Here is a 21,475-nt window from a genome sequence, read left to right on the forward strand (position 1 = left end):
CGGATCCGACCATCCGAACCCGCGACATCACCAAGCACCGTCCGTAACAATGGAGTTCGTCGAGGTCACACACCACGGGGGAGCGGGCGGCGCCATGGACGGGTTGATGGAGTTCGAGACCGACGGCGGCGCGCGCGTCGTCGTGGAGGGCGTCGACGACGAGGCCGGCGCGCGACTCGTCTCGCGCGGTGACGGCCCCGCCCGGGCGACCCGCACGTTCGAGAACGCCCTGGACGGTGTGCGCGCGGCCGCGGACTCCGCGTTGCGGGTCTTCCGGGACGGCTCGCTCCAACCCGACTCCGTGGAGCTCGAGTTCGGCGTGAAGCTCACGGCGGAGGCCGGGGCGGTGATCGCCAAGGGTTCGACGGAGGGCCACCTGGTGGTGAAGCTCAGCTGGTCACCCGACCGGGCGGCAGCGGGTCCGCAGGCCGCCCCTCAATCATGAGCGACGCAGCCTGGCACGCCCGGATCGCCTGTGGGAACGAGGTCGGCGCGGGGTTCCTGGTCTCCCCGCGCCGCGTGGTCACCTGCGCGCACGTCGTACGGTGGAGCGACACGTCGGCGGTGACGGTGTCCTTCCCCAACAGCAGGGAGCTCAGCCCGCTTCCGGCCACCGTCGCCGTCCACGGCGGCTGGTCGGGCGGTGCGGCCGACCCCGGTGACCTGGCCGTCCTGGAGCTCGACCACGAAGTGCCGCTGACGCCGGTCGAGTTCGCACCGCCGGGCGCGGAACTGGGCGACCCCGCCCCCACGCTGGTGGCGTACGGCTTCCCCCGGGGTTACGACGAGGGCATGCTCGCCCGGTACCAGGCCCTGCCCGGGGCACTGGTCTCGGACGAGTGGCGCCAGTTGGAAGCCGTGACGGCCCACGGGCAGCCCTTGGCCGCGGGGTTCAGCGGCGCGGCGGTGACGCTGGCGGACGGCCGGGTGGTCGGCATGGTGGCCGCCGTGGCGAGCGCGCGGGACATCCGGGTCGGCCGGATGCTGCCCACCCAGGTCATCGCCCGCTACTGGCCCGAGCTGGGCGAGCGGGTGCCCACCCCTGACCACGACCCCGACGCCGTACGACGGCTGTACACGCTGGTGCGCCGGGCGGTGGCGAAGGGGCTGGAATGCGACGCGAACCGGCTCTACGTCGATGCCGTCGGCCCCTTCGGCCCGCCGCTGCCGGAGGGCGGCTTCGCCTCGCTGGGCGCGGCCGCCGGGTATGTGCAGTGGGAGGTGCCCGGCGCCGAGGCGGTGACCCGTTTCGCCGACCGGCTCCAAAGGCTGCTGGCCCCTCCGTGCCCCCAGTCCGCTGCCGCTGCCACCGCGTCTGCCGCTGCCACCTCCCCGTCGTGGTCGCCGATCCTGGTCGAGATCGAGCACAGCGGGGCCGGTAGCGACCAGGTCACCGTCGAAGTGTCCGCCTACCGTGAGGGACACCGCCGGCGCGTGAGCGCGCGGCGGCTCGCGCGCGGTGCCGTTCGGGCGTACGTCCAGGAGCAGATCGACGAGGCGTTCACGCAGCTGGCGCCCGATGCCGAGGAGCTGATCACCTTCGTACTGCCTCGTGAATGGCTGAACGAGCCCGTGGCGCGCTGGGAGTGCGGCGCGGAGGACTCCACGCCCCTGGGCTGCGCCTATCCGCTCGTCGTGGTGGACCGGTCCCGGCACCGCAGCGGGCGGCTGCGCCATCAGCTCGCCAAGAAGTGGCTCAAGCTGGACGCCCGCTCCGAGACGCGGCTGCACCGAGTGCGCTGCGGATCGGCGGAGCGCCCGCCGAGCCTGCGCAAGCGGCTGCGCGACGCCGACGCCGACCTGGCCGGCTTCTCCTTCCCGCCCAGCGCCGCGCGCCCGTACTTCGAGGTCGGCCTCAACACCCCGGTGCCGGTGCTGCTGTGGCCGCGCTCAGGGTGCGCCGACGCCGGGCACGAGGGCCCCTGCTCCGGTGCCGCGTTCCTCGACGCACTCACGGCCTCGGTCGCCGGCACACCGCCCATCGAGCTTCCCCGACGTGTCAGGGAGCTCCGGGAGACCGCGGACGCGGACGACGATCCGGAACGGCACTGGGCGAAGGACGTCCAGTTGCTGTGGGACGACCCACGCTGCTTCCCCGAACCCGCCGCCGGCCTGCACTCCCCGGTCGCCTGAGCCGGCCCCGCCCCCAACGGAGAAGAGACCCATGCCCCTGTGGCCCGTCTACACCGGCACCAACGAGCCGCACGACGGCATCACCCGGCTGCCGCCGCCCCCGCCCTGGCGGGCCTTCAACGGCGGGCCGGTGCTCGACACTCCGGACACGGCCACCGACGCCGACGCCGTCTCCCCGGACCGCACCCACCGCGCGGAGACGTACCAGGCCACGGCACAGACGGTCCAACTGGTCAACGCGGCTCTCTACTTGAGGCGTCCGCTGCTGGTGACAGGCCCGCCCGGCACCGGCAAGTCCTCCTTGGTCTACGCGGTCGCCCGCGAGCTGGGCCTCGGCCCGGTCCTGCGCTGGAACATCACCAGTCGCAGCACGCTCCACGACGGCCTCTACCAGTACGACCCGCTGTCCCGGCTGTACGCGGCCAGGAACGCACCCGCGGCGGAGATCGGCATCGAGGACCACCTGCGTCTCGGCCCGCTGGGCACCGCCCTCCTCCCCTACGCCCGCCCCCGGGCTCTGCTCATCGACGAGATCGACAAGAGCGACCTCGACCTGCCCAACGACCTGCTGAACGTCCTGGAGGAGGGACAGTACGAGATCCCCGAGCTGATCCGCGCCGCGCGCGACCACCCCACCGCCGAGGTGATGATCGACGGCGCCGACCAGCGAGTGGCGGTGGAGGGAGGCCGGGTCCGCTGCCGGGCCTTCCCCTTCGTCGTCCTCACCAGCAACGGTGAGCGCGAGTTCCCGCCCGCGTTCCTGCGCCGCTGTGTCACGCTGCGCCTGCGACAGCCGGACGACCGTCATCTCGCCGACATCGTCCGCGCCCACTTCGACGGGGAGCCCGACGCCTACGCGCAGACGCTGATCAGCCGCTTCCTGTCCCGGGTGGGCGGCGGCGACCTGGCCACCGACCAGCTTCTCAACGCGATCTACCTGGCTCGTTCATCGGGCCTGGCCGTGGAGTCCCTGGACGAGTTGGCCGAGCAGTTGATGCCGTATCTGAGCGAGGCGTCCCCGACCGATGTCTTCTGAGCGCGCCGGTCGACGCCCGCCGCTGGTCCGCCTTGCCGAGGTCCTGGCCGAGGCGGGCGGCGGTGTCCGCCCGACCCCGCTCGAACTGGCCGAACTGCTGTGGCTGGCCCGCCGGATGGAGCCCACGGAGCCGCCCGCGCAGGCGCCCGACTCGGGCCCCGAAGAGGTACGGCCCCCTGACGCCCCCTCGCCGGCACCACCCCCGCCGCCCGCGTCGCCGCCCGACACCGGCCCTCTGCCACCCCGGCCCGCCCCGACGCAGGCCCCACCCGCCCCGCGCACCCCGCTCCACCTCCCCGCTCCCCGGGGAGCCCCGGCCCCGTCCGCGCCCGCCGCGCCCCACGCCGCCCTCCTTGCCCCGGCGCCCCCGATGCTGCGCCACCCCCTGGCCCTGCAGCGCTCACTGCGCCCGCTCAAACGCCGTACCGACGCGCCCGACCGCGTCGAGCTGGACGAGCGGGCCACCGCCGACCGCATCGCCCGGCTGGGCGCCGCCCCCGAGTGGTGGCTGCCGGTGCTGCGCCCCGCGCGGGAGCGGTGGCTGCGGCTGAACCTGGTGTACGACGCCGGCCCCACCATGGCGGTGTGGCGCCCCCTGATCCGCGAACTGCACACGATGCTCTGCCAGTCGGGGGTCTTCCGCACGGTCGCCCTGCACCGCGCCGACCCCGACGGCACCGTGCGCCCCGGCATCCCGACACCCACCGACGGCCGTACGGTCACCCTGCTGGTCAGCGACTGCATGGGCCCGCAGTGGCGGCAGGGCCCGGTCGGCCCGCGCTGGTTCGCCGCGCTGCGCCGCTGGGCGCACCGGATGCCGCTGGCCGTCGTACAGCCCCTGCCGGAACACCTGTGGCGGGACACGGCCCTGCCCGCCTCCCCCGGCCGGCTGTCGGCACCTCATCCGGCGGCGCCCTCGGCCTCACTGGCGTTCCTGCCGTACGACGCGCCGGACGGCGAACCCGAGGACGCGGTCGTGGTGCCGGTGCTGGAGCCGGGCCCGGACTGGCTGGTGAACTGGGCCTCGTTGGTCGCGTCGCCGGGCGGCCGGGACGTTCCCGGCGCGGCGGCCCGGCTCAGCGGACCGCCGACGGCCGGCTCCGACGACCGTACGGACCTCACCACCCAGTCCCCCGAGGAACTGGTCCTGCGCTTTCGCGCGACGGCCTCCCCGGCGGCGTTCCGGCTGGCCGGCCATCTCGCGCTGGGCCGACCCGACCTGCCGGTGATGCGGCTGGTCCAAGCCACCCTCGAACCGCGCCCCCGCCCCCAGCACCTCGCGGAGGTCATCCTCAGCGGCATGCTCACCGGCGTGTCCGGCCCGCCCGGTTCCTACGCGTTCCGGGACGGGGTGCCGGAGCTGCTGCTGCGGAGCCTGCCGCGGACGGCTCGCGTACGGACGACCGAACTGCTCGCCGATCTCGGGGCGTTGATCGACACCCGGGCAGGTCTGGCGCCCGGTGAGTTCCGGGCCCTGGTCCCGGCGCCGTCCGGCACCCGGACCGAGGCGGACGGCGAGGTGTTCGCCACGGTCGACCCGGAGAGCGTACGGCGGCTGTCCGACGAGCCCGGGGCGACCGAGGCGACCGAGACGAACTGGCGGCGTCCCGGAGACCTGATCGCCGCCGGGCGTTACCGTCTGGTCAGGCGGCTGGACGCTACGGGCACGCACTGGCTCGCGTCGGACACCCGACACGGCGACGAGCAGGTCATGGTGCGCACCTACCCGCGTCCGCCTCAGTGGTTCCGCGCGGGTTTCCCGGACATCGCCCGACGGCTCAGCCGGATCCGTCATCCCGGTATCGGCACGGTCCGGGATTTCGGCACCGAGGACGACGTCCCGTACCTGGTACGCGAGTTCGTCGACGGCCGCAACCTGCGCAACCGGCTCAAGCACTCACGCCACGGCCTCCCCGGTGACGAACTCCTCGCCCTCGTCCCCCCGCTCGTCGAGGCGGTCGACGCGCTGCACACCCAGGGCCGGCCACACGGTGGGCTGGACACGTCGCATGTCATCATCACCGCGCACGGCCCGGTCCTCTCCTGCCTGGATGCCATGTCCTACGGCACCGCGAGCCGCCAGGACGATCTACGGGCCCTGGGACACATCGTGCGCACCATGCACCGGGGTACGGACGGTCCCGACAGTCAGCAACTCCCGCTCCCCCTGGACAACTTGTCCGTGCCCGAGTGGCTCGCGGAAGAACTCGACTCGGCTGTCGCGGAGCTCACCTCGGAGGACGCCGACACCCAGCGGCTCGGTGTCGAGCGACTCCTCCGCCTGCCCACGCTCGGGGACGCCCGTCGCACCGGCTTCTCCCTCCTCGGCCCGCTCCGCATCACGCGGGGCGGCCGGCCCCTCGCCAAGGGCTCCCCGCAGGAGCAGGCCATGCTGGCCATGCTCATCCTGCACAACGGCAGTACGGTGACCCACGCCCAGCTCGTCGAGGGCATCTGGGGCCGGCATGACGACCCCGCACGCGCGACGGCTCTCGTAGGCACCTACGCGTCGCGGTTGCACAACGCGCTGGGCCCCGGCGTACTGGTGAGACGGTCCGACGGGTACGCCCTGCGGGCCGGCGCGGGCTCCGTGGACGTGATCGCCTGCCAGCACCTGGTGGAGCGCGCCAAGGCGGAACGCTCGGCGGGGAACATCTCCTCCGCCCGCGAGGCCACGCAGGAGGCGCTGAGTCTGTGGCGTGGCACCGCTCTGGACGGCATCCCGGGCCCCGCCGCCGACGCCGCCCGCACACGGCTCCTCCAGCTCCGCCTCTCCCTGTGCGCGACGCGTGCCGAACTCGACCTGGAGATCGGCGAGTTCGAGCGCGCGGCCGTCGACCTGGCCGGCCTCGTCGACGACCACCCCGCCCGAGAGGACCTGCGTCGCCTCTACATCGCCGCCCTGCGGCGCCAGGGGCGGGTCGAGGAAGCCGTTGAGGTGTACGAGGAGTACGAGCTGTCCGGCGGGCAGAACCCCGAACTGCTGGCCCTGGGGCGGGAGCTGCGTGACGAGTTCGGCGAGGCTCCGGACGGCTCGGCGGACGGCGCCGGGTACGAGGAGTCCTCCGGTACGGCCACGGACACCGACATCGCGTACGGCTTCGTCACGGCTCCCGACGAGCTGCCCGAGGGCTTCATCCCTCCGGAGGACGACCACCCGAGGCTCCGGGAAGAGCTGTCCGAGAACACCCCGCTCCCCCAGGACCACGTACCGGACAGCCTGTTCGCCGTCGAAGACACTCTGCTGGCCGAGGACGTCGAGGACGCCTACGACGAGCCCGCGGAGTTCGAGCCCGACGACGAGCCGGAGATCGACCGGTGTGACTGCGTCTGCTTCGAGTTCGTGGACGGCCCGCCGACCGAGGACGCGCGCGCCGAGCTGCGCCGCCTGGTCACGATTCTGCTGGAGGCGAGCGGGCTCGCCGCCGCGGAGTACGTGCTCAGTGACACGGATCGGGGCTTCACGCTGCTGGCGCGGCCGTTCGTGGACGCGTCCCCCCTCCTGCGGATCACTGTGGCCGGGCTGGCGGAACTGCTGGGCCGTCTGGAGGGCCGCCGTCTCCGGGTCGAGTTCTGGGAGGCGGAGTTCGGGCACAGCGTGGGTTCGGGGCAGGACGAGAGCGAGGATCACAGCGACCGACCCGCCGCCGAGGCGGTCATGGCCGAGCTGAACCTGTCCGGGCAGCAGGCGATCATCGCCGTGTCGGAGTTCTGGCACTTCGTGGAACTCGCGGACAGCTCCACCGGCACGGACCGGTTCACGCAGTTGAGACTCGCTCCGGGCTGGTACCGCACCGTCCACCCCGCCGAGGTGCCCGACCCGTCCGCCCCGACCGTGGTGGTCGTGATGACGGACGTGCCGCGCGACCCGGCCTCCACCGGCCCCTCCGAGCGCACGGCCGAGAACGCCGTGATGGGGCCCTTCCCCATGCAGCGTGACGGTCGGCTGCCGCTCCAGTCGAGCGAATCCAGGATCGTCATGAGGCTGCCCGGCGGCGCGCTGGTCCCGGCGGACTTCGCGGTCGTCCACGCGGCACCCTCGCATGTCCGCGCGGGGTGGCGGTATTTCGTGGTCGACCTGGCGGAGCGTCACCTGGCGCCAGCGGACGTACCGGGCGTCGCGGTGAAGTGGCGCGTCCGCGACCCCGTTGCGGCTGCGCACAGTCCGGACCTGGACCTGCCCGAACTGCTCACCGCCACGCTGCTCGACGCACGAGGCGCGTACGGCAACGACCTCACGGAAGCGCTGGCCGGTAAGCAGGTGCCCGGCTACCTCGTCCACTGGTCCCTGCCGACCGTGTTCCGGACCGCGGCGGCCGGCGGGCTCGCGCACTGGGCCCGCCCCGCCCTGCCCAACGCGTCGGAGCTGATCGTCCACGCCGAGTCCGTGCTGCTCGGCTTCGACGGGGTGCTGACCCGGCTGTACACGGCGGGCGAGGAAAGGCAGGTCCTGCGGGATGCCGCCCTGCTGATCACGGAGGAGCGTGACCCGGACGACGCGCTGTCCGGGCGGCCGGTGCTCGGGCGGCCGGGTCCCTTCCAGGCGCTGGGAAGCCACGCCGACTCCCTCGACCTGCTGCGGGCGTTCGCGGGACACCAACTGGCCCAGGAAGTGCGCGGCCGCGTCGACCGGCACGACATCCTGGCCGCCGGTGCCGCGCGGCCCGCTCCTTCGGCCGACCAGTTGGTCAAGGCCCTGTACGCGGGCAGGGCCCGCCCGGCCGTGGTGACCGACCGGGCGCGGGAGGCGGCCGTGAGATACCTGGCGGGGCGCGGCTTGGCCTCTCATGTCCCCGGCGGTGTGCACGGCCGCGGTACGGACCTCGGCCGTCTGATGCCGGACCCGTACGTCCTCCGCCAGGCCCTGGACCGGCTCGGTGCGCGTGCCGCCGACTGCGTGCTGATCGGTTCCGGCGTCGCCGAACAGCTCGCCGCTCGCGCTGTCGGCATGCCGTTCATCGGCGTCTGCCCGGACGAACAGACCCGGACGCGGCTGCGCGGGACGGACGGCGACGTGCTCCTCGTATCCAGCCTCCGTCCGCTGCTCACGGCAGCGCGCTCGCGGTAGGGCGGCCAGGCCCCTGACGGATCGTTGTATCGGACACGACGAACAACCCCCATTCAGCCGCACCCCACCCGGCCCCCTCCAAAAGGCGCCCCCCACTAGGCAGACCGCACGATCGATGTCAAGGAGGCCCGCCGCGTGGCGGGCCCGCGATCACGACCCCCCACACCCCAAGCGAGGCCCGCCACCCACCCGGCGGACCCATGGTCTGCGTCTTCGGGAGGACCCCCCATGACCGCCACGCTGGAGCAGCTCCGCCGCTGCCACTTCGCCGTCGATCTGGGGGCGGCCAGGACCCGCGTCTATGTGAGGGGCGCCGGACTCGTCGTCGACCAGCCCTCAGCCGCGGCCGTCAACACCCGGACCGGCGCTCTCATCGCGGTCGGCGAGTTCGCGGAGAGGATGACCGGCCGCACCCCGGACTACATCCGTGTCGTACGGCCCGTCTCGGGCGGCACCGTCGTCGACATCGAGATGGCCCAGCGCATGCTGCGGCACCTGCTCGGCGACAAGATGCGCCGCGCCCTGCGCCGCAAGCCCTTCCTGCGGGCCGCCGTCTGCACGCCGCACGACGCCGACCCGCTCGCCCAGCGCGCCGCCATCGAGACCCTGGTCGGCCTGGGCGCCCGGCGCGTCGAACTCGTCGACACCCTCATCGCGGCCGCGGTCGGGTGCGGACTGCCCGTCGAGCAGCCCGAGGCCAGCATGATCATGGTGTGCGGGGCGGCCGCGACCGAGGTCGCCGTGCTCTCCCTCGGCGCCATCGTCACCGCCGAACGCATCCGCGTCGGCGGCGAGGCCGTGGACCACGCGATCGTGCAGCATCTGCGGCACCAGCACGAGCTGATGCTGCCCAGCCAGAACGTACGCCCGCTGCAGCTCGCCCTGTCCGGCAACGGGCTGACCCCCCAGGGCCCGACCTCGACCGAGATCCACGGCCGCGACGTCTGCACCGGGCTCGCCCGTTCCGTCCAGGTCGACACCGCCGCCGTACGGGACGCCATCCAGACCCCGCTCACCGCCGTGCTCGACAGCATCGGCAAGGTGCTGCGCGACTGCCCGCCCGATCTGGTCGCCGACCTCGCCGACCGCGGGATCATGATGGTCGGCGGCAGCGCGCTGCTGCCCGGCTTCGACGAGATGCTGCGGCAGGCCACCAGCATGCCCGTGCACATCGCCGAGCGCCCCGACGTCTGCGCCGTACAGGGCCTCGGCACCATGCTGGAGGGCAAGATCGAGGCCATGAAGCTGGACCGGGACCAAGACCGGGACCAAGACCGGGACCAGGACCAGGACCGGGATCCTGTCGACTGAGCCGGGCTAGTACGGCAGGATCCGCCCCGAGGGTGTGCGCCGGTCGATCTCGCCCCTGGTGTCACGGGGAGCGGCGGGCCGGCGGGTGACACGAACGCGAACGTGGGTCTGGCGGTTCATGGCGCCCTCCTCGTATCTCGGGTCCGTTGCGACCAGCCTTCTCTCCGCAACCTTTCGGCACATCGTGCCCACGGAGGCACTTGTCATGCCTCCGTGGGAGGAGCGGATGGGCGCGCGGCTGCTTCTCCCGGATGAGACCGCCCCCGAGAGCGGGCCGCCGACCTGCGCTGGACCCGGCCCGGCAACAGGCGCACGCTCGTCTGTAGGGCCCCCAACCCGTACGGAAGTGATCTCGATGGCAGACAAGCAGAAGGACTGGACCGTCCGGATCCACATCACCGAGGACGGCGACGACACCCGCGCCGAGGCCGTGCTGACCACCGAGGACGCGGCCGAGGACGCCTCGCCCGTCACCGGCCGGGGCGTGGCCCACCGCAATCCGATCGACCGGCCCATCCCGGAGATCGGCGACGAACTCGCCGCCAGCCGCGCCCTGGAGGACCTGGCGATCAGGCTGCACGACATCGCCTCCGACGACATCGTGGAACTGGCCGGCCCGGCCGACCAGGGCGGCAGCCGGGCGTGGGAGAGGCCGTAGGCCGATGCGGCTGAGGCCCCTCAGAGCCTGTCCACCCAGCTGTACCGCCGTTCCGGGCGGCCCGCCTGCCCGTACCGCAGCGACACCTCCGCCCGCCCCGTGACACTGAAGTGCTCCAGATAGCGCCGGGCGCTCACCCGTGACACCCCGAGCCGCGCCGCGCACTCCGCGGCGGAGAGGCTGCCGTCGGTAGCCCGCAGTTCGCGTTCGATCAGCTCGGCGGTCTCCACGCTCATACCCTTGGGCAGGGCGGCCGCCGGGGCGGACGGTGCCGCGCCGCGCGCCAGTGCCCGGTCCACGTCGGACTGTCCGCTGACGATTGCCGCGTAGAGGTTGCTGCGCCGCGCCGCGTACTGCTCCAGGCGGGCCCGCAGGTCGTCGGCGTCGAACGGCTTCAGCAGATAGTCGACGACCCCCTGGCGCACGGCCCCGCGCACCGCGTCGGACTCGCGTGCCGCGCTGATCACCATGACGTCGCAGTCGTGCCCGGCGGTGCGCAGCCGGGGGATGATCTCCAGCCCGAACATGTCGGGGAGATAGAGGTCGAGCAGCACCAGGTCCGGTTGCAGCTCGGCCACCGCGGTGAGCGCCTGCTCGCCGCAGTTCGCCGCGCCGATCACCCGGAACCCGTCGACGTCGTTGACGAATCCGCGGTGGATCCGCGCCACCATGAAGTCGTCCTCCACGATCAGCACATCGATCATCGGGCTCTCTCCGTCATCTGACCCCCTCCGTCACTCGGTCGGCCGGACTGCCGACGGACATCCGGGCGGTGAACATGGCGCCCACCGGCGTGTTGGCCACCGACACCTCGCCGCCCCGGCGTTTGCACACCAGCCGGGTCAGGGCCAGGCCGATCCCCCGGTCGCCGCCTTGTGCGGCCTTGGTGGTGAACCCGTGCAGGAACACCTCCTGCGCCAGCTCGGGCGCCACGCCCGGCCCCGAGTCCCGTACGACGATCTCCACGCTGGAGGCGTCCTGGCGCAGCTCCACCTCCACCCACGCCCCGGGGTCACCGCCCTCGGCTCTGGAGCCGCTCGCGGCCGCGTCGACCGCGTTGTCCACGAGGTTGCCGAGGACGGTCGCCACGTCCGCGGAGTCCGTCGGCTCCAGCCGGTCCAGTGCCGTGCGCTCGGAGATCTTCAGCCGTACCTTGCGCTCGGCGGCCAGCGCCGACTTGGCCATGAGCAGCGCGGCGACGGCCCGGTCGCGGACCCGGCTGGAGAGGTTCAGGTCGAGCGACTCACGGTGTCTGCGCAGGGCGCGGACGTACCGTACGACCTCGTCGTGCTCGCCGATCTGGATGAGCCCGGAGATGGTGTGCAGCTGGTTGGAGAACTCGTGGGCCTGGGCCCGCAGCAGCTCGGTGGTGCTGCGGAAGGAGCCCAACTCCCGTTCCATCTGGGCGAGTTCGGTGCGGTCCCGCAGGGTGGTGACGGAGCCGAGGCGGCGGCCGTCCTTGGTGACGTCCATCCGGTTCATCACGAGGACCCGGCCGCGGCGTATGACGACCTCGTCGCGGCGCGCGAGGTCGCCGGGCTCGTCCTCGCGCGCGGTCCCGGCCAGGACGTCGTACAGCCGCCCCTCGATGCCCAGGTCGGCCAGGCTCATCCCGACGCAGTTCTCGGGCAGGTCCAGCAGACCGCGGCCGACGGCGTTGACGAGCGTGAGGCGTTGCTGCGGGTCGAGGGCCACCACGCCCTCGGCGATCCCGAAGAGCATCGCCTCGCGGTGTTCGGCGAGCCCGGCGATCTCGCGCGGCTCCATGCCGAAGGTCTGGCGTTTGATCCGCCGGGCCAGCAGCCAGGAGCCGGCGATCCCGAGGACGCTGGCGACGCCGAGGTAGACGAGCAGATAGGACGAGGCGCCCACCAGCCGCTGCCAGACCGACGGCGAGGCGCGTCCGATCATCGCGGTGCCGAGGTGGTGACCGTCCTCCGCGCCGAGTACGGGCGCCTGCGCCACCAGCTCGGTGACCCCGTTCACCGGCAGCTCGCCGGACCAGCCGCGGCCCTCGGTGATCCGCGGGCCGTCGGACGGCATCCGGGTGCCGACCAGGGTGGGGTTGGTCGAGGCGACGATCTTCCCGTCGGCGTCGGCGACGGTCGCCGAGGTGACGCCGGACCGGGTGAGCGTGGACTGCAGGAGCGGCGCGAGCATCTCGGCCGGGGCGGGCCTGACCAGCTGGGTGCGCACGAGGGGGTTGCTCGCCAGTTCCTCGGCGAGCGCGGTCACCCGGCGTCCCTCGACCCGGTCGAAGGTCGCCTTCGACTGCGCCAGCGACACCGCGGCCACGGCTGCCAGCACGATCACGACGATGGCGAGCTGCCATACGAGCAGCTCACCGGCGAGCGTCTGGCTCCGTCCGTGCCGTTGGCTCCGTTTTTGTCGTGCCGTTATGACCACTATGAACTCAACCTTCAATGGTCACAGAACCGAGACGGGGTGTCTCAGGAATCGCACAATCATGGCGCCGGATCGGGCCGAGCGAAAGAGATGAGCCATGAGAACTCGACGAGCCGCAGTTGTCGGAGCTCTTGCCGCCGTGTCGATGGTCGCGGTCAGCGCCTGTGGCGCCACCGCCGACAAGGAGGAGGGCGGGGGCGGGGACGGCAAGCCCGTGACGGGGCTGCGCCTCATGGTCCCGAACACCCCGGGCAGCGGTTACGACCTCACCGCCCGCACCGTCACCCAGGTCATGCAGGACACCGACGTCGCCTCGGGCGTCCAGGTGTTCAACCTGCCCGGCGCCAGCGGCACCGTGGGCCTGCAGCGCCTGGTGAACGAGAAGGGCAACGGCAAGATGGCCATGCAGATGGGCCTGGGTGTCGTCGGAGCCTCGTACACGTCCAAGTCCGAGGCGACCCTGACGGACACCACGCCGATCGCCAAGCTGATCGAGGAGGCCGGCGCGATCGTCGTGCCGAAGAACTCGCCGTACAAGACGATGGACGACCTCGTCACCGCCTGGAAGGAGAACCCGAAGAAGCTCGCCGTGGGCGGCGGCTCCTCGCCGGGCGGACCCGACCACCTCCTGCCGATGCAGTTGGCGAAGGCCGTCGGCATCAAGCCGAAGGACGTCAACTACGTCTCCTACGACGGCGGCGGCGAGCTGCTGCCGGCGATCCTCGGGGAGAAGATCGCGTTCGGGGCGAGCGGCTTCGGTGAGTTCCTGGACCAGATCGAGGCCGGACAGGTGCGGGTCCTCGCCGTGACCAGCGACAAGCCGATCGACGCGCTCAAGGACGCCCACACGCTCAAGGACCAGGGCATCGACCTGGTCTTCACCAACTGGCGCGGCATCGTCGCCCCTCCGGGCATCACCGCCGAGCAGAAGAAGACCTGGGTCGACTCGCTGACCAGGATGCACGACTCCGAGGAGTGGAAGGCGCAGCTGGAGAAGAACGGCTGGGTCGACGCCTTCTCCACCGGTGACGAGTTCGGCACCTATCTGACCGAGCAGGACAAGGCGGTCGCCGACCTGCTGGCCGAGCTCGGGCTGGCATGAGCTCCGACGTGACGGACGAAATGAAGGACGAACGGACCGTGGAGGACTCCCGTCCGCCCCGGGAGGGCGGGGACCGCGCGCAGTACGGCGTGTGCGTGTTCCTCGCCCTGCTGGGCGCCGCCGTGATCGTCGACGCCCTCGGCATCCCGCACATCACCAGCGGCACCGACCCGGTCGGCCCGCGCGCGGTCCCGCTGATGCTGGGCGGCCTGCTCCTGCTGCTCGCGGCGCTGTACGCCGTGGACGTGGCCCGGGGCGGGCGCGGTGAGATGGAGGCCGGCGAGGACGTCGACCTCTCCCAGGGCAGCGACTGGCGCACCGTCCTGCTGCTGATCGCGGTGTTCGTGGCGAACGCCCTGCTCATCGAGCGGCTCGGCTGGGTGATCAGCGGGGCCCTGCTCTTCTGGGGCACGGCGTTCGCGCTCGGCAACCGCCACTACTTCCGCAACCTGCTGATCGCGGTGACGCTCTCCCTGACGACGTTCTACGCGTTCGCGATCGGCCTCGGCGTGAACCTCCCCGCCGGTGTCCTGCAAGGAATCCTGTGAGGCCTGGCCCGTGACGGACAACCTGAACAACCTGATGCAGGGCTTCGCGGACGTCATGGATCCGCTGAACCTGCTGCTCGCCCTGGTCGGTGTCGTCATCGGCACCGCGGTGGGCGTCCTGCCGGGCATCGGCCCGGCGATGACGGTGGCCCTGCTGCTGCCGGTCACCTACGGCATGGAGCCGGTGCAGGCGTTCATCATGTTCGCCGGCATCTTCTACGGCGGCATGTACGGCGGCTCGACGACCTCGATCCTGCTGAACACCCCCGGCGAGTCCTCGTCCGTGGTCACCGCCATCGAGGGCAACAAGATGGCGAAGGCGGGCCGGGCGGCCCAGGCCCTGGCTACGGCGGCGATCGGCTCGTTCGTGGCCGGCACCATCGGCACGCTGCTGCTGGTCCTGATCACCCCGTTCGTGGTCGACTTCGCCGTCAGCCTGGGCGCACCCGACTACTTCGCGCTGATGCTGCTGGCCTTCATAGCCGTGACGTCGGTACTGGGCTCGTCCCGCATCCGCGGCTTCATATCCCTGCTCCTGGGCCTGACGATCGGCCTGGTCGGCATCGACTCGGTCTCCGGCCAGCAGAGGCTGACCCTCGGCGTACCGCAGTTGGCCGACGGTATCGACGTCGTCGTGGTCGCGGTCGGCATCTTCGCGGTCGGCGAGGCGCTGTGGGTGGCCGCGCATCTGCGGCGCAAGCCGGCCGAGGTGATCCCGGTGGGCCGTCCCTGGATGGGCAGGAAGGACTGGAAGCGGTCCTGGAAGCCCTGGCTGCGCGGAACGGCGTTCGGCTTCCCCTTCGGCGCGCTGCCGGCCGGCGGGGCGGAGATCCCGACCTTCCTGTCGTACGCCACGGAGAAGCGGCTCACCAAGCATCCCGAGGAGTTCGGCAAGGGCGCGATCGAGGGCGTGGCGGGCCCGGAGGCCGCGAACAACGCGTCGGCGGCGGGCACCCTGGTCCCCATGCTGGCGATCGGCCTCCCGACGAACGCCACGGCGGCCGTGATGCTGGCGGCCTTCCAGTCGTACGGCATCCAGCCCGGCCCTCTCCTCTTCGAACGCGAGGCCAGCCTGGTCTGGGTCCTGATCGCGAGCCTCTTCATAGGCAACCTGCTCCTGCTGCTGCTCAACCTCCCGCTGGCCCCGGCGTGGGCGAAGCTCCTGCAGATCCCGCGCCCGTACCTCTACGCGGGCATCCTGTTCTTCGCGTCGATGGGCGCGTACGCCGTCAACGCCCAGCCCCTCGACCTGTTCCTCCTGCTCACCCTGGGCCTCCTCGGCTTCGCCATGCGGCGCTTCGGGCTGCCGGTGCTGCCGCTGATCGTCGGGGTCATCCTGGGTCCGCGGGCGGAGTTGCAGGGCCGGCGCTCCCTTCAGCTGTCCGGCGGCGAGTTGTCGGGTTTGGTGGGCGGCCCGGTGTCGTACTCGGTCTACGCGGTGATCGCACTGGTCCTGCTGTGGCCACTGGTTCGCCGTTTCGTGGTAAGTCCCCTGCGTGCGCGAAACGCCGCCGCCTGAGACGTCTGGAGTGCAGAGATGACCATCCTGGTCGGCTACGTCCCCTCCCCCGAGGGCGAGGCTGCCCTGCGGGCGGGGATCGACGAGGCCCGCCGCCGCGGCGAGAAACTGCTGGTGGTGAACACGACCAGGGGTGACGCCCTGGTGGATCCGCGCTTCGCCCAGGAGCCCGATCTGACCCATGTGCGCGAGGACCTCGCGGCCCTGGGCGTCGACTTCGACATCCGTCAGGTCCTCGGCGCGCGTGACGCCGCCGCGGAGATCATCGACCTGGTGGAGCAGACGGACGCGTCCCTGGTGGTGATCGGCCTGCGCAAGCGCAGTGCCGTCGGGAAGCTGATCATGGGGTCCGCGGCCCAGCAGATCCTGCTGGGGGTGGACTGTCCGGTCCTCGCCGTGAAGGCGGCGGGGTGAGGTGACGATGATGCTGCGAACCTTCGGCTGGTCGTTCGCCATCACGGTGGTCGGCCTGACCTTCGCCGCGTGGCAGTGGGGCTGGGAGGCCTTCGGGATCGTGCTGATCCTGTCAATCCTGGAGATCTCCCTCTCCTTCGACAACGCGGTCGTCAACGCCGGGATCCTGAAGAAGATGAACGCCTTCTGGCAGCGGATCTTCCTCACGATCGGCATTCTGATCGCCGTGTTCGGGATGCGGCTGGTCTTCCCGGTGGTGATCGTCGCGATCAGCGCCAAGGTGGGGCCCGTGGAGGCGGTCCAGCTCGCCCTCGACGACCCCGACCGCTACCAGGACCTGGTGACCGACGCCCACCCGGCCATCGCGGCCTTCGGTGGCATGTTCCTGCTGATGATCTTCCTCGACTTCATCCTCGAGGACCGTGACATCAAGTGGCTGACCTGGCTGGAGCGCCCGCTCGCGAAACTCGGCAGGATCGACATGCTGTCGGTCTGCGTCGCCCTGGTCGCCCTGCTGGTGACGGCGATGACCTTCGCCACCCACGCCCACGTCAGCACGGGGCACGCGGACAAGGCGGCCACGGTGCTGCTGTCCGGCGTGGCGGGCCTGATCACGTATCTCGTCGTCGGCGGCCTGTCCTCCCACTTCGAGGAACGGCTCGAGGAAGAGGAGGAGCAGGAGGAAGAGGCGAAGGAGAAGGCCAGGGCGGAAGGCAAGCCGGTCTCGGCGGCGGCCCTCGCCGGCAAGGCCGCGTTCTTCCTCTTCCTCTACCTGGAGGTCCTGGACGCGTCCTTCTCCTTCGACGGCGTGATCGGCGCCTTCGCCATCACCAACCACATCTTCTGGATGGCCCTCGGCCTGGGCATCGGCGCGATGTACGTCCGTTCACTGACGGTGTACCTGGTCCGCCAGGGCACCCTCGACGACTACGTCTACCTCGAACACGGCGCCCACTACGCCATCGGCGCCCTCGCCGCGATCCTCCTGATCACCATCCAGCACCAGATCAGCGAGATCATCACCGGCCTGATCGGCGTCGTCCTGATCGCCGCGTCCTTCCTCGCCTCCGTCCGCCGCAACAGGGTGCTGGCGGCGGAGGGGGCGGACGGGGTGCCGGAGGAGGAGAAGGGGGAGGTGCGGTCGGGGGCGTGAGGAGCAGCTCACGCCGGCCAGGCTGTGCCCGGCGACGGGTCCGCAGCCCCCAACCCGGTCCCCCGGGACGGGTGCGGCTGCGGCGTGCGCGTGATCTGAGGTGGACGTGGTCTGCGACATAGGCGTTTTCGCCTGATTATGGCTAGCTGGATGTGCTTGCCTCGCGCACAGCGTCGCGTCATCGGGCGCGTTGTCCTGTCGATCGTCCGCCTGGGAGACCCATGCGCATGCGCGTACCCTCCGTTCCGCGAAACCCCTCAACACCCCGGATCGCCTCCATTCCGCCCGTCTTCCTGGCCGGCGGCGCCCTGACCGTCGGTGTCGGGGGCCTGTATCTGGCCGGGCTGTTGCTGGCGGGCGGGGACATAGACGCCGGTACGACCGTCCGCGGGGTGGACATCGGGGGGCTGAGCCGAGCGGAGGCCGTCCGGAAGCTGGAGGATCGACTGGGGTCGGCCGGCGCGCGGGACCTCGCGGTGACCGTCGGTGACCGCGAGGGTGCTGTCGATCCGCGGCAGGCCGGCATCACCTTCGACTTCGCCGGGACCGTCGACCGGGCGGCGCGGACCCACGCCGCCGATCCGTTCACGGTGATCGGCGGGCTGTTCCGTTCGGGCGGCCCCGTCCAGCCCGTCGTACACGTCGACGAGGACAAGGCCCACGCGGCCCTCAAGAAGGTGGCGAAGTCACTCGACCAGAAGGTCCGCGACGGCGCCGTCGGCTTCGCGGACGGCGAGGTCCGCCAGGTCGCCCCGCACAACGGCTACGCGCTGGACACGGATGCCGCCGTGGCCCCGCTGCGCGACTCCTTCCTGCGCGGCGACGCGGGCGAGGTGACGGCCTTGCCCGCGCGGGAGACGAAACCCGAGGTCACGGCGGCGGAGGTACGACGGGCGGTCCGCGAGTTCGCGGAGCCGGCGATGTCGGCACCGGTCAGGCTGACGGCGGCCGACCGGCGGTTCACGATCTCCCCGGACGACCTCGGCGAGTACCTGACGATGCGGCCGGACGACAAGGGCAGGCTCACCCCGAAGCTCGACGCCAAGGGCCTGCGCGCCTCCCCCGTGGTGGCCCGCAACCTGTTCGGCCTGCCCGCCGAGCCCCGCAACGCCACGTTGCGCCTGGTCGGCGACCGGGTCGTGGCGGCCGACGACGCCAGGCCCGGTGTACGGATCACCGACGACGCGCTGGGCGAGGCCGTCATGCCCCTGCTCACCAAGTCGGGCACCGCCCGCACCGGCGAGGTGGGCGCACGCGTGATCCAGCCGCAGCTGACCGACGACAACGCCGCGCGGCTGGGGCTGCGGGAGAAGATGTCGTCCTTCACGGTCAACTTCGAAGCGGCGCCGTACCGAACACGCAACATCGGCCGGGCGGCGGAGCTCATCAACGGCTCGGTCGTCATGCCGGGCAAGACCTGGAGCTTCAACCGCACCGTGGGCGAACGCACCGAGGCCAACGGCTTCGTCGACGGCATCATGATCCTCAACGACGAGTTCACCAAGGCACCCGGCGGTGGTGTCTCCGCCGTGGCCACAACGGTGTTCAACGCGATGTTCTTCGCCGGGGTCAAGCCCGTGGAGTACGGCGCCCACTCGTTCTACATCGAGCGCTATCCGGCGGGCCGCGAGGCGACGGTCGCCTGGGGCAGCCTGGACCTGCGGTTCAACAACGACTCCGGCAACGCGATCTACATCCGGGCCGAGTCCACCGACACCTCCGTGACCATCACCTTCCTCGGCACCAAGAAGTACGACGAGATCGGCTCGGTCACCGGGCCGCGCACCAACGTCAAGCAGCCGGAGAAGAAGGTGGACTCCGACGAACAGTGCGTACCGCAGACTCCGCTGGAGGGCTTCGACGTCACCGTGCAACGTGTCTTCGTCGCCGACGGCCGAGAGGTGAAGCGGGAGCCGTTCCGCACGCACTACACACCGCGCGACGAGATCGTCTGCGAGTGACCCGGGTGTCCCGCGCGAGGTTTACCCCGAGCGGGTCGCGCAGATGACGCGGCGCGGTGGCGAGGAACTCAAGCAGTTCCGCGTCCGGCACGGAGTCCGTTTCCCGTCGCACAGAAGCGAGCCACGCATGACCGACACCTGGAAGACGATCGCCCGCCTTGCCGAGCGGCTGGAAGACCACTCGACGCTTCCCCACGAGCAACGCGTCCTGCTCCAGCTCCTCAAGATCCAGGAGGAGGCGGGCGAGGTCGCCGAGGCGGTGATCGGCGCCATGGGGCAGAACCCCCGCAAAGGGCACTCGCACAGGTGTTATCTGGGGTTTTACTCAAGTACACGCTGGTCAGAGCGATCTACGGATGTCAGTTACGTGAGGCACGTCTTCTCCTGGTGACCGGAGGCCATCACCGCGTGCTCCTGTAGGGCAAGCAAGCTCATCAGCTTGCGAGTGAATCGGTGCATGTGGGGGTCGAGGGTGTCCTCTGGTGTGGCGAGGACCTGGTCCAAGGAGAGCCACTTGATCGCGTCGAACTCGGTTTCGTCGAAGGAAGTGACCTGGCCTGCCTCTCCCCGCAGGACGTACCACAAGGACACGTCAGTGTGCTGCCCCTGTCCGCGAGTCCGTGTGACGGTGAGGAAGGTCGGGCGGTCCCCGGTGATCGAGGCAGGTACGGCTTCGATGCGCAGCTCTTCGCGGCATTCACGACGGACCGTGTGCCATGGATCCTCTGCCGGCTCGACGTGACCGCCGCTGGGAAGCCACAAGCTGGCCTTGCGGTGGGCAACAAGTAGGAGCTCCTTGCGCGTCTCATCGAGCACGACGAAGTAGCTGACCAGGTGCTTCGCGGGGGTGGCAGGCTTAAGCGTCCTGTAGAGAGGCGCTCCGCTGGTGATCCACTCTGCTGTTGCAGCGAGGTGTGTCTGCTCCTGATCGTCCCAGGGCTCGATGCCGCTGAGCACCTGCATCAGCTGGGCGCGGAGTAGTTGGTCGGGGGCGTTTGACGAATCCATGGTGACCACGGGCACATGATGGCAGGGAGCCGCAACCTCTCGCTGGTCAAGTCAGCCAGCGCTAACGGACGGGGCCCTGCTCGTCGATGAAGAAGTCAGGCGTTCCACAGAACAGGTCAGTGGTCACCGGCCCGTAGGCGATGTTGAAGGTGTCCAACCAGTAGGACCAGTCCCGGATCCCCAGTGCGCTGCTGAAGCGGTAGTTCAGCTGCCAACGGACCCACTGCCCGGGAACAAGTCGCACGGCCGGCAGGCGTCGTCGCCGCGGCGGCAGGGCAAACAAAGGCTGCACTCGCGGGAAGACCCGCAGGTGTCCTTCGACTTCACGGAGTTGGACATCGACCTTGCCGAGGTCCTCAAGAGTGTCATGAGGCTGAAAGCCGTTCTCCTCCCGCATGCGCACCACGTGCGCCAGCGAACTCGACGCATGTGGAAGAGGGAACCCGATCGGGGCGGCATTCCTGCGCGCGGCACTCTCACCTCCCCGCGACTCCTTGGTCCACGAGGTCCGTACCCACTGCACAGTGATCTCCACGCCGTCTCACTCCCCGCTCAGCTCGTCGAGGATCTCGCCGTAGTAGCGGCGCCGCTGGCTCAGTGTCTGGGCGACCTCCTTGTCTGTGACCTGGGATATTTTCCCGAGGTGCTCCAAGAGGTTGTCCTGCTGGGGATGGTCAGAGTCTTTGACGTACTCCGTGGTGATGGACACTCCGGCAGTGAGCAGCAGGTGGTGGGGAAGGCCGCACCAAGTGTCGAAGCTCCGGCAGACGGCTTCCCACAGGAGCCAGACGTCCTCGACGCGGCGCTCTTCGGCGACCCGCAGGGCGGCGAGTTCGATGCTGTGGCTGAATCCCCAGGAATGCCCATGCCAGCGTGTCTCCTGAAGGAGCAGGAACCGGGCGAAGTTCCCGTCTTCCTGGCAAGGGTCCCCGACCAGGGCTTCGAGGACCTGCTGCCTGTCCTCCCAGCGGGCGTCCATGGGCAGCCCATCCTCAGTGTGCTGCCCGTCGAACTCCAGAAGTTCCCATCGCTCGGGGTCCCCGCGCCACCAGGCCAGGTCGGGTATCGCGGGACGGCTCATTGGCGTGTCTTTCGTGCGGGGAAGGGTGACATCGTTGCATGTGCGTGATCAGCATCGACAAGCCCGCCCCAGCTTCG

Annotated in this window: 18 protein-coding genes; 13 read left to right on the forward strand and 5 right to left on the reverse strand. The window is 71.0% G+C overall.

All coding sequences use genetic code 11. The annotated features are described in order from the left end of the window. Positions 1-94 precede the first annotated feature (94 nt). The 6 genes from ACZ4UU_RS04285 to ACZ4UU_RS04310 all read left to right on the forward strand — a co-directional run bounded on the left by ACZ4UU_RS04285 (position 95) and on the right by ACZ4UU_RS04310 (position 10,206). On the forward strand, positions 95-445 hold the full coding sequence (locus ACZ4UU_RS04285) for a CU044_2847 family protein (protein WP_468036426.1): 351 nt from the start codon (positions 95-97) through the stop codon (positions 443-445). Next, entirely contained in the window at positions 442-2,133 is a 1,692-nt protein-coding gene (locus ACZ4UU_RS04290; RefSeq protein ID WP_468036362.1) for a VMAP-C domain-containing protein, read from the forward strand. The genes ACZ4UU_RS04285 and ACZ4UU_RS04290 overlap by 4 nt, the downstream gene beginning before the upstream one ends. 31 nt (positions 2,134-2,164) lie before the next feature. Beyond that, positions 2,165-3,169, forward strand: coding sequence for an AAA family ATPase (locus ACZ4UU_RS04295; protein ID WP_468036363.1), 1,005 nt, complete (start codon positions 2,165-2,167; stop codon positions 3,167-3,169). Beyond that, entirely contained in the window at positions 3,159-8,237 is a 5,079-nt protein-coding gene (locus ACZ4UU_RS04300; protein ID WP_468036364.1) for an SAV_2336 N-terminal domain-related protein, read from the forward strand. The genes ACZ4UU_RS04295 and ACZ4UU_RS04300 overlap by 11 nt, the downstream gene beginning before the upstream one ends. A gap of 228 nt (positions 8,238-8,465) precedes the next feature. Further along, on the forward strand, positions 8,466-9,548 hold the full coding sequence (gene mreB, locus ACZ4UU_RS04305) for a rod shape-determining protein MreB (RefSeq protein WP_468036365.1): 1,083 nt from the start codon (positions 8,466-8,468) through the stop codon (positions 9,546-9,548). Between the two features lie 355 nt (positions 9,549-9,903). Continuing rightward, on the forward strand, positions 9,904-10,206 hold the full coding sequence (locus tag ACZ4UU_RS04310) for a DUF1876 domain-containing protein (protein WP_468036366.1): 303 nt from the start codon (positions 9,904-9,906) through the stop codon (positions 10,204-10,206). 20 nt (positions 10,207-10,226) lie between these two features. Here ACZ4UU_RS04310 and ACZ4UU_RS04315 read toward each other — a convergent pair whose 3' ends face one another. Beyond that, a complete protein-coding gene (locus ACZ4UU_RS04315) occupies positions 10,227-10,910 on the reverse strand; it encodes a response regulator (RefSeq protein ID WP_468036367.1) in 684 nt (227 codons plus the stop codon). 13 nt (positions 10,911-10,923) lie between these two features. After that, a complete protein-coding gene (locus ACZ4UU_RS04320) occupies positions 10,924-12,612 on the reverse strand; it encodes a sensor histidine kinase (RefSeq protein WP_468036368.1) in 1,689 nt (562 codons plus the stop codon). A 97-nt stretch (positions 12,613-12,709) separates the two neighbouring features. On the opposite strand from ACZ4UU_RS04320, the gene ACZ4UU_RS04325 reads away from it, so the two are divergent. From ACZ4UU_RS04325 to ACZ4UU_RS04355, 7 genes are all read left to right on the forward strand, one after another. Continuing rightward, on the forward strand, positions 12,710-13,714 hold the full coding sequence (locus ACZ4UU_RS04325; RefSeq protein ID WP_468036369.1) for a Bug family tripartite tricarboxylate transporter substrate binding protein: 1,005 nt from the start codon (positions 12,710-12,712) through the stop codon (positions 13,712-13,714). Positions 13,715-13,722: 8 nt separating this feature from the next. Continuing rightward, on the forward strand, positions 13,723-14,262 hold the full coding sequence (locus tag ACZ4UU_RS04330) for a tripartite tricarboxylate transporter TctB family protein (protein WP_468036370.1): 540 nt from the start codon (positions 13,723-13,725) through the stop codon (positions 14,260-14,262). 34 nt (positions 14,263-14,296) lie between these two features. After that, complete coding sequence (locus ACZ4UU_RS04335) at positions 14,297-15,781, forward strand: tripartite tricarboxylate transporter permease (RefSeq protein WP_468036427.1); 1,485 nt, start codon at positions 14,297-14,299, stop codon at positions 15,779-15,781. Positions 15,782-15,799: 18 nt separating this feature from the next. Next, positions 15,800-16,195 (forward strand): universal stress protein, encoded by a 396-nt coding sequence (locus tag ACZ4UU_RS04340; protein ID WP_062724219.1) that lies wholly within the window; start codon positions 15,800-15,802, stop codon positions 16,193-16,195. 7 nt (positions 16,196-16,202) lie between these two features. Continuing rightward, positions 16,203-17,348, forward strand: a complete 1,146-nt coding sequence (locus ACZ4UU_RS04345) for a DUF475 domain-containing protein (protein ID WP_468036371.1) — start codon at positions 16,203-16,205, stop codon at positions 17,346-17,348. A 221-nt stretch (positions 17,349-17,569) separates the two neighbouring features. Continuing rightward, positions 17,570-19,309, forward strand: coding sequence for a VanW family protein (locus ACZ4UU_RS04350; RefSeq protein ID WP_468036372.1), 1,740 nt, complete (start codon positions 17,570-17,572; stop codon positions 19,307-19,309). 127 nt (positions 19,310-19,436) lie between these two features. Beyond that, positions 19,437-19,700: a MazG-like family protein gene (locus tag ACZ4UU_RS04355; RefSeq protein ID WP_468036373.1), complete on the forward strand. Its 264-nt coding sequence runs from the start codon at positions 19,437-19,439 to the stop codon at positions 19,698-19,700. Here ACZ4UU_RS04355 and ACZ4UU_RS04360 read toward each other — a convergent pair. The 3 genes from ACZ4UU_RS04360 to ACZ4UU_RS04370 all read right to left on the reverse strand — a co-directional run bounded on the left by ACZ4UU_RS04360 (position 19,673) and on the right by ACZ4UU_RS04370 (position 21,398). Continuing rightward, the gene (locus tag ACZ4UU_RS04360) at positions 19,673-20,317 is read right to left on the reverse strand and encodes an NUDIX domain-containing protein (protein ID WP_468036428.1); all 645 of its coding nucleotides are present in this window, start codon (positions 20,315-20,317) and stop codon (positions 19,673-19,675) included. The two genes, ACZ4UU_RS04355 and ACZ4UU_RS04360, sit on opposite strands and share 28 nt — an antisense overlap. 61 nt (positions 20,318-20,378) lie before the next feature. Beyond that, positions 20,379-20,852 (reverse strand): hypothetical protein, encoded by a 474-nt coding sequence (locus ACZ4UU_RS04365; protein WP_468036374.1) that lies wholly within the window; start codon positions 20,850-20,852, stop codon positions 20,379-20,381. A gap of 6 nt (positions 20,853-20,858) precedes the next feature. Next, positions 20,859-21,398 carry a hypothetical protein gene (locus ACZ4UU_RS04370; protein ID WP_468036375.1) on the reverse strand — a complete coding sequence of 180 codons (540 nt, stop codon included), beginning with the start codon at positions 21,396-21,398 and terminating at the stop codon, positions 20,859-20,861. Positions 21,399-21,475 lie beyond the last annotated feature (77 nt).

Source organism: Streptomyces sp. NPDC028907, assembly GCF_055564995.1.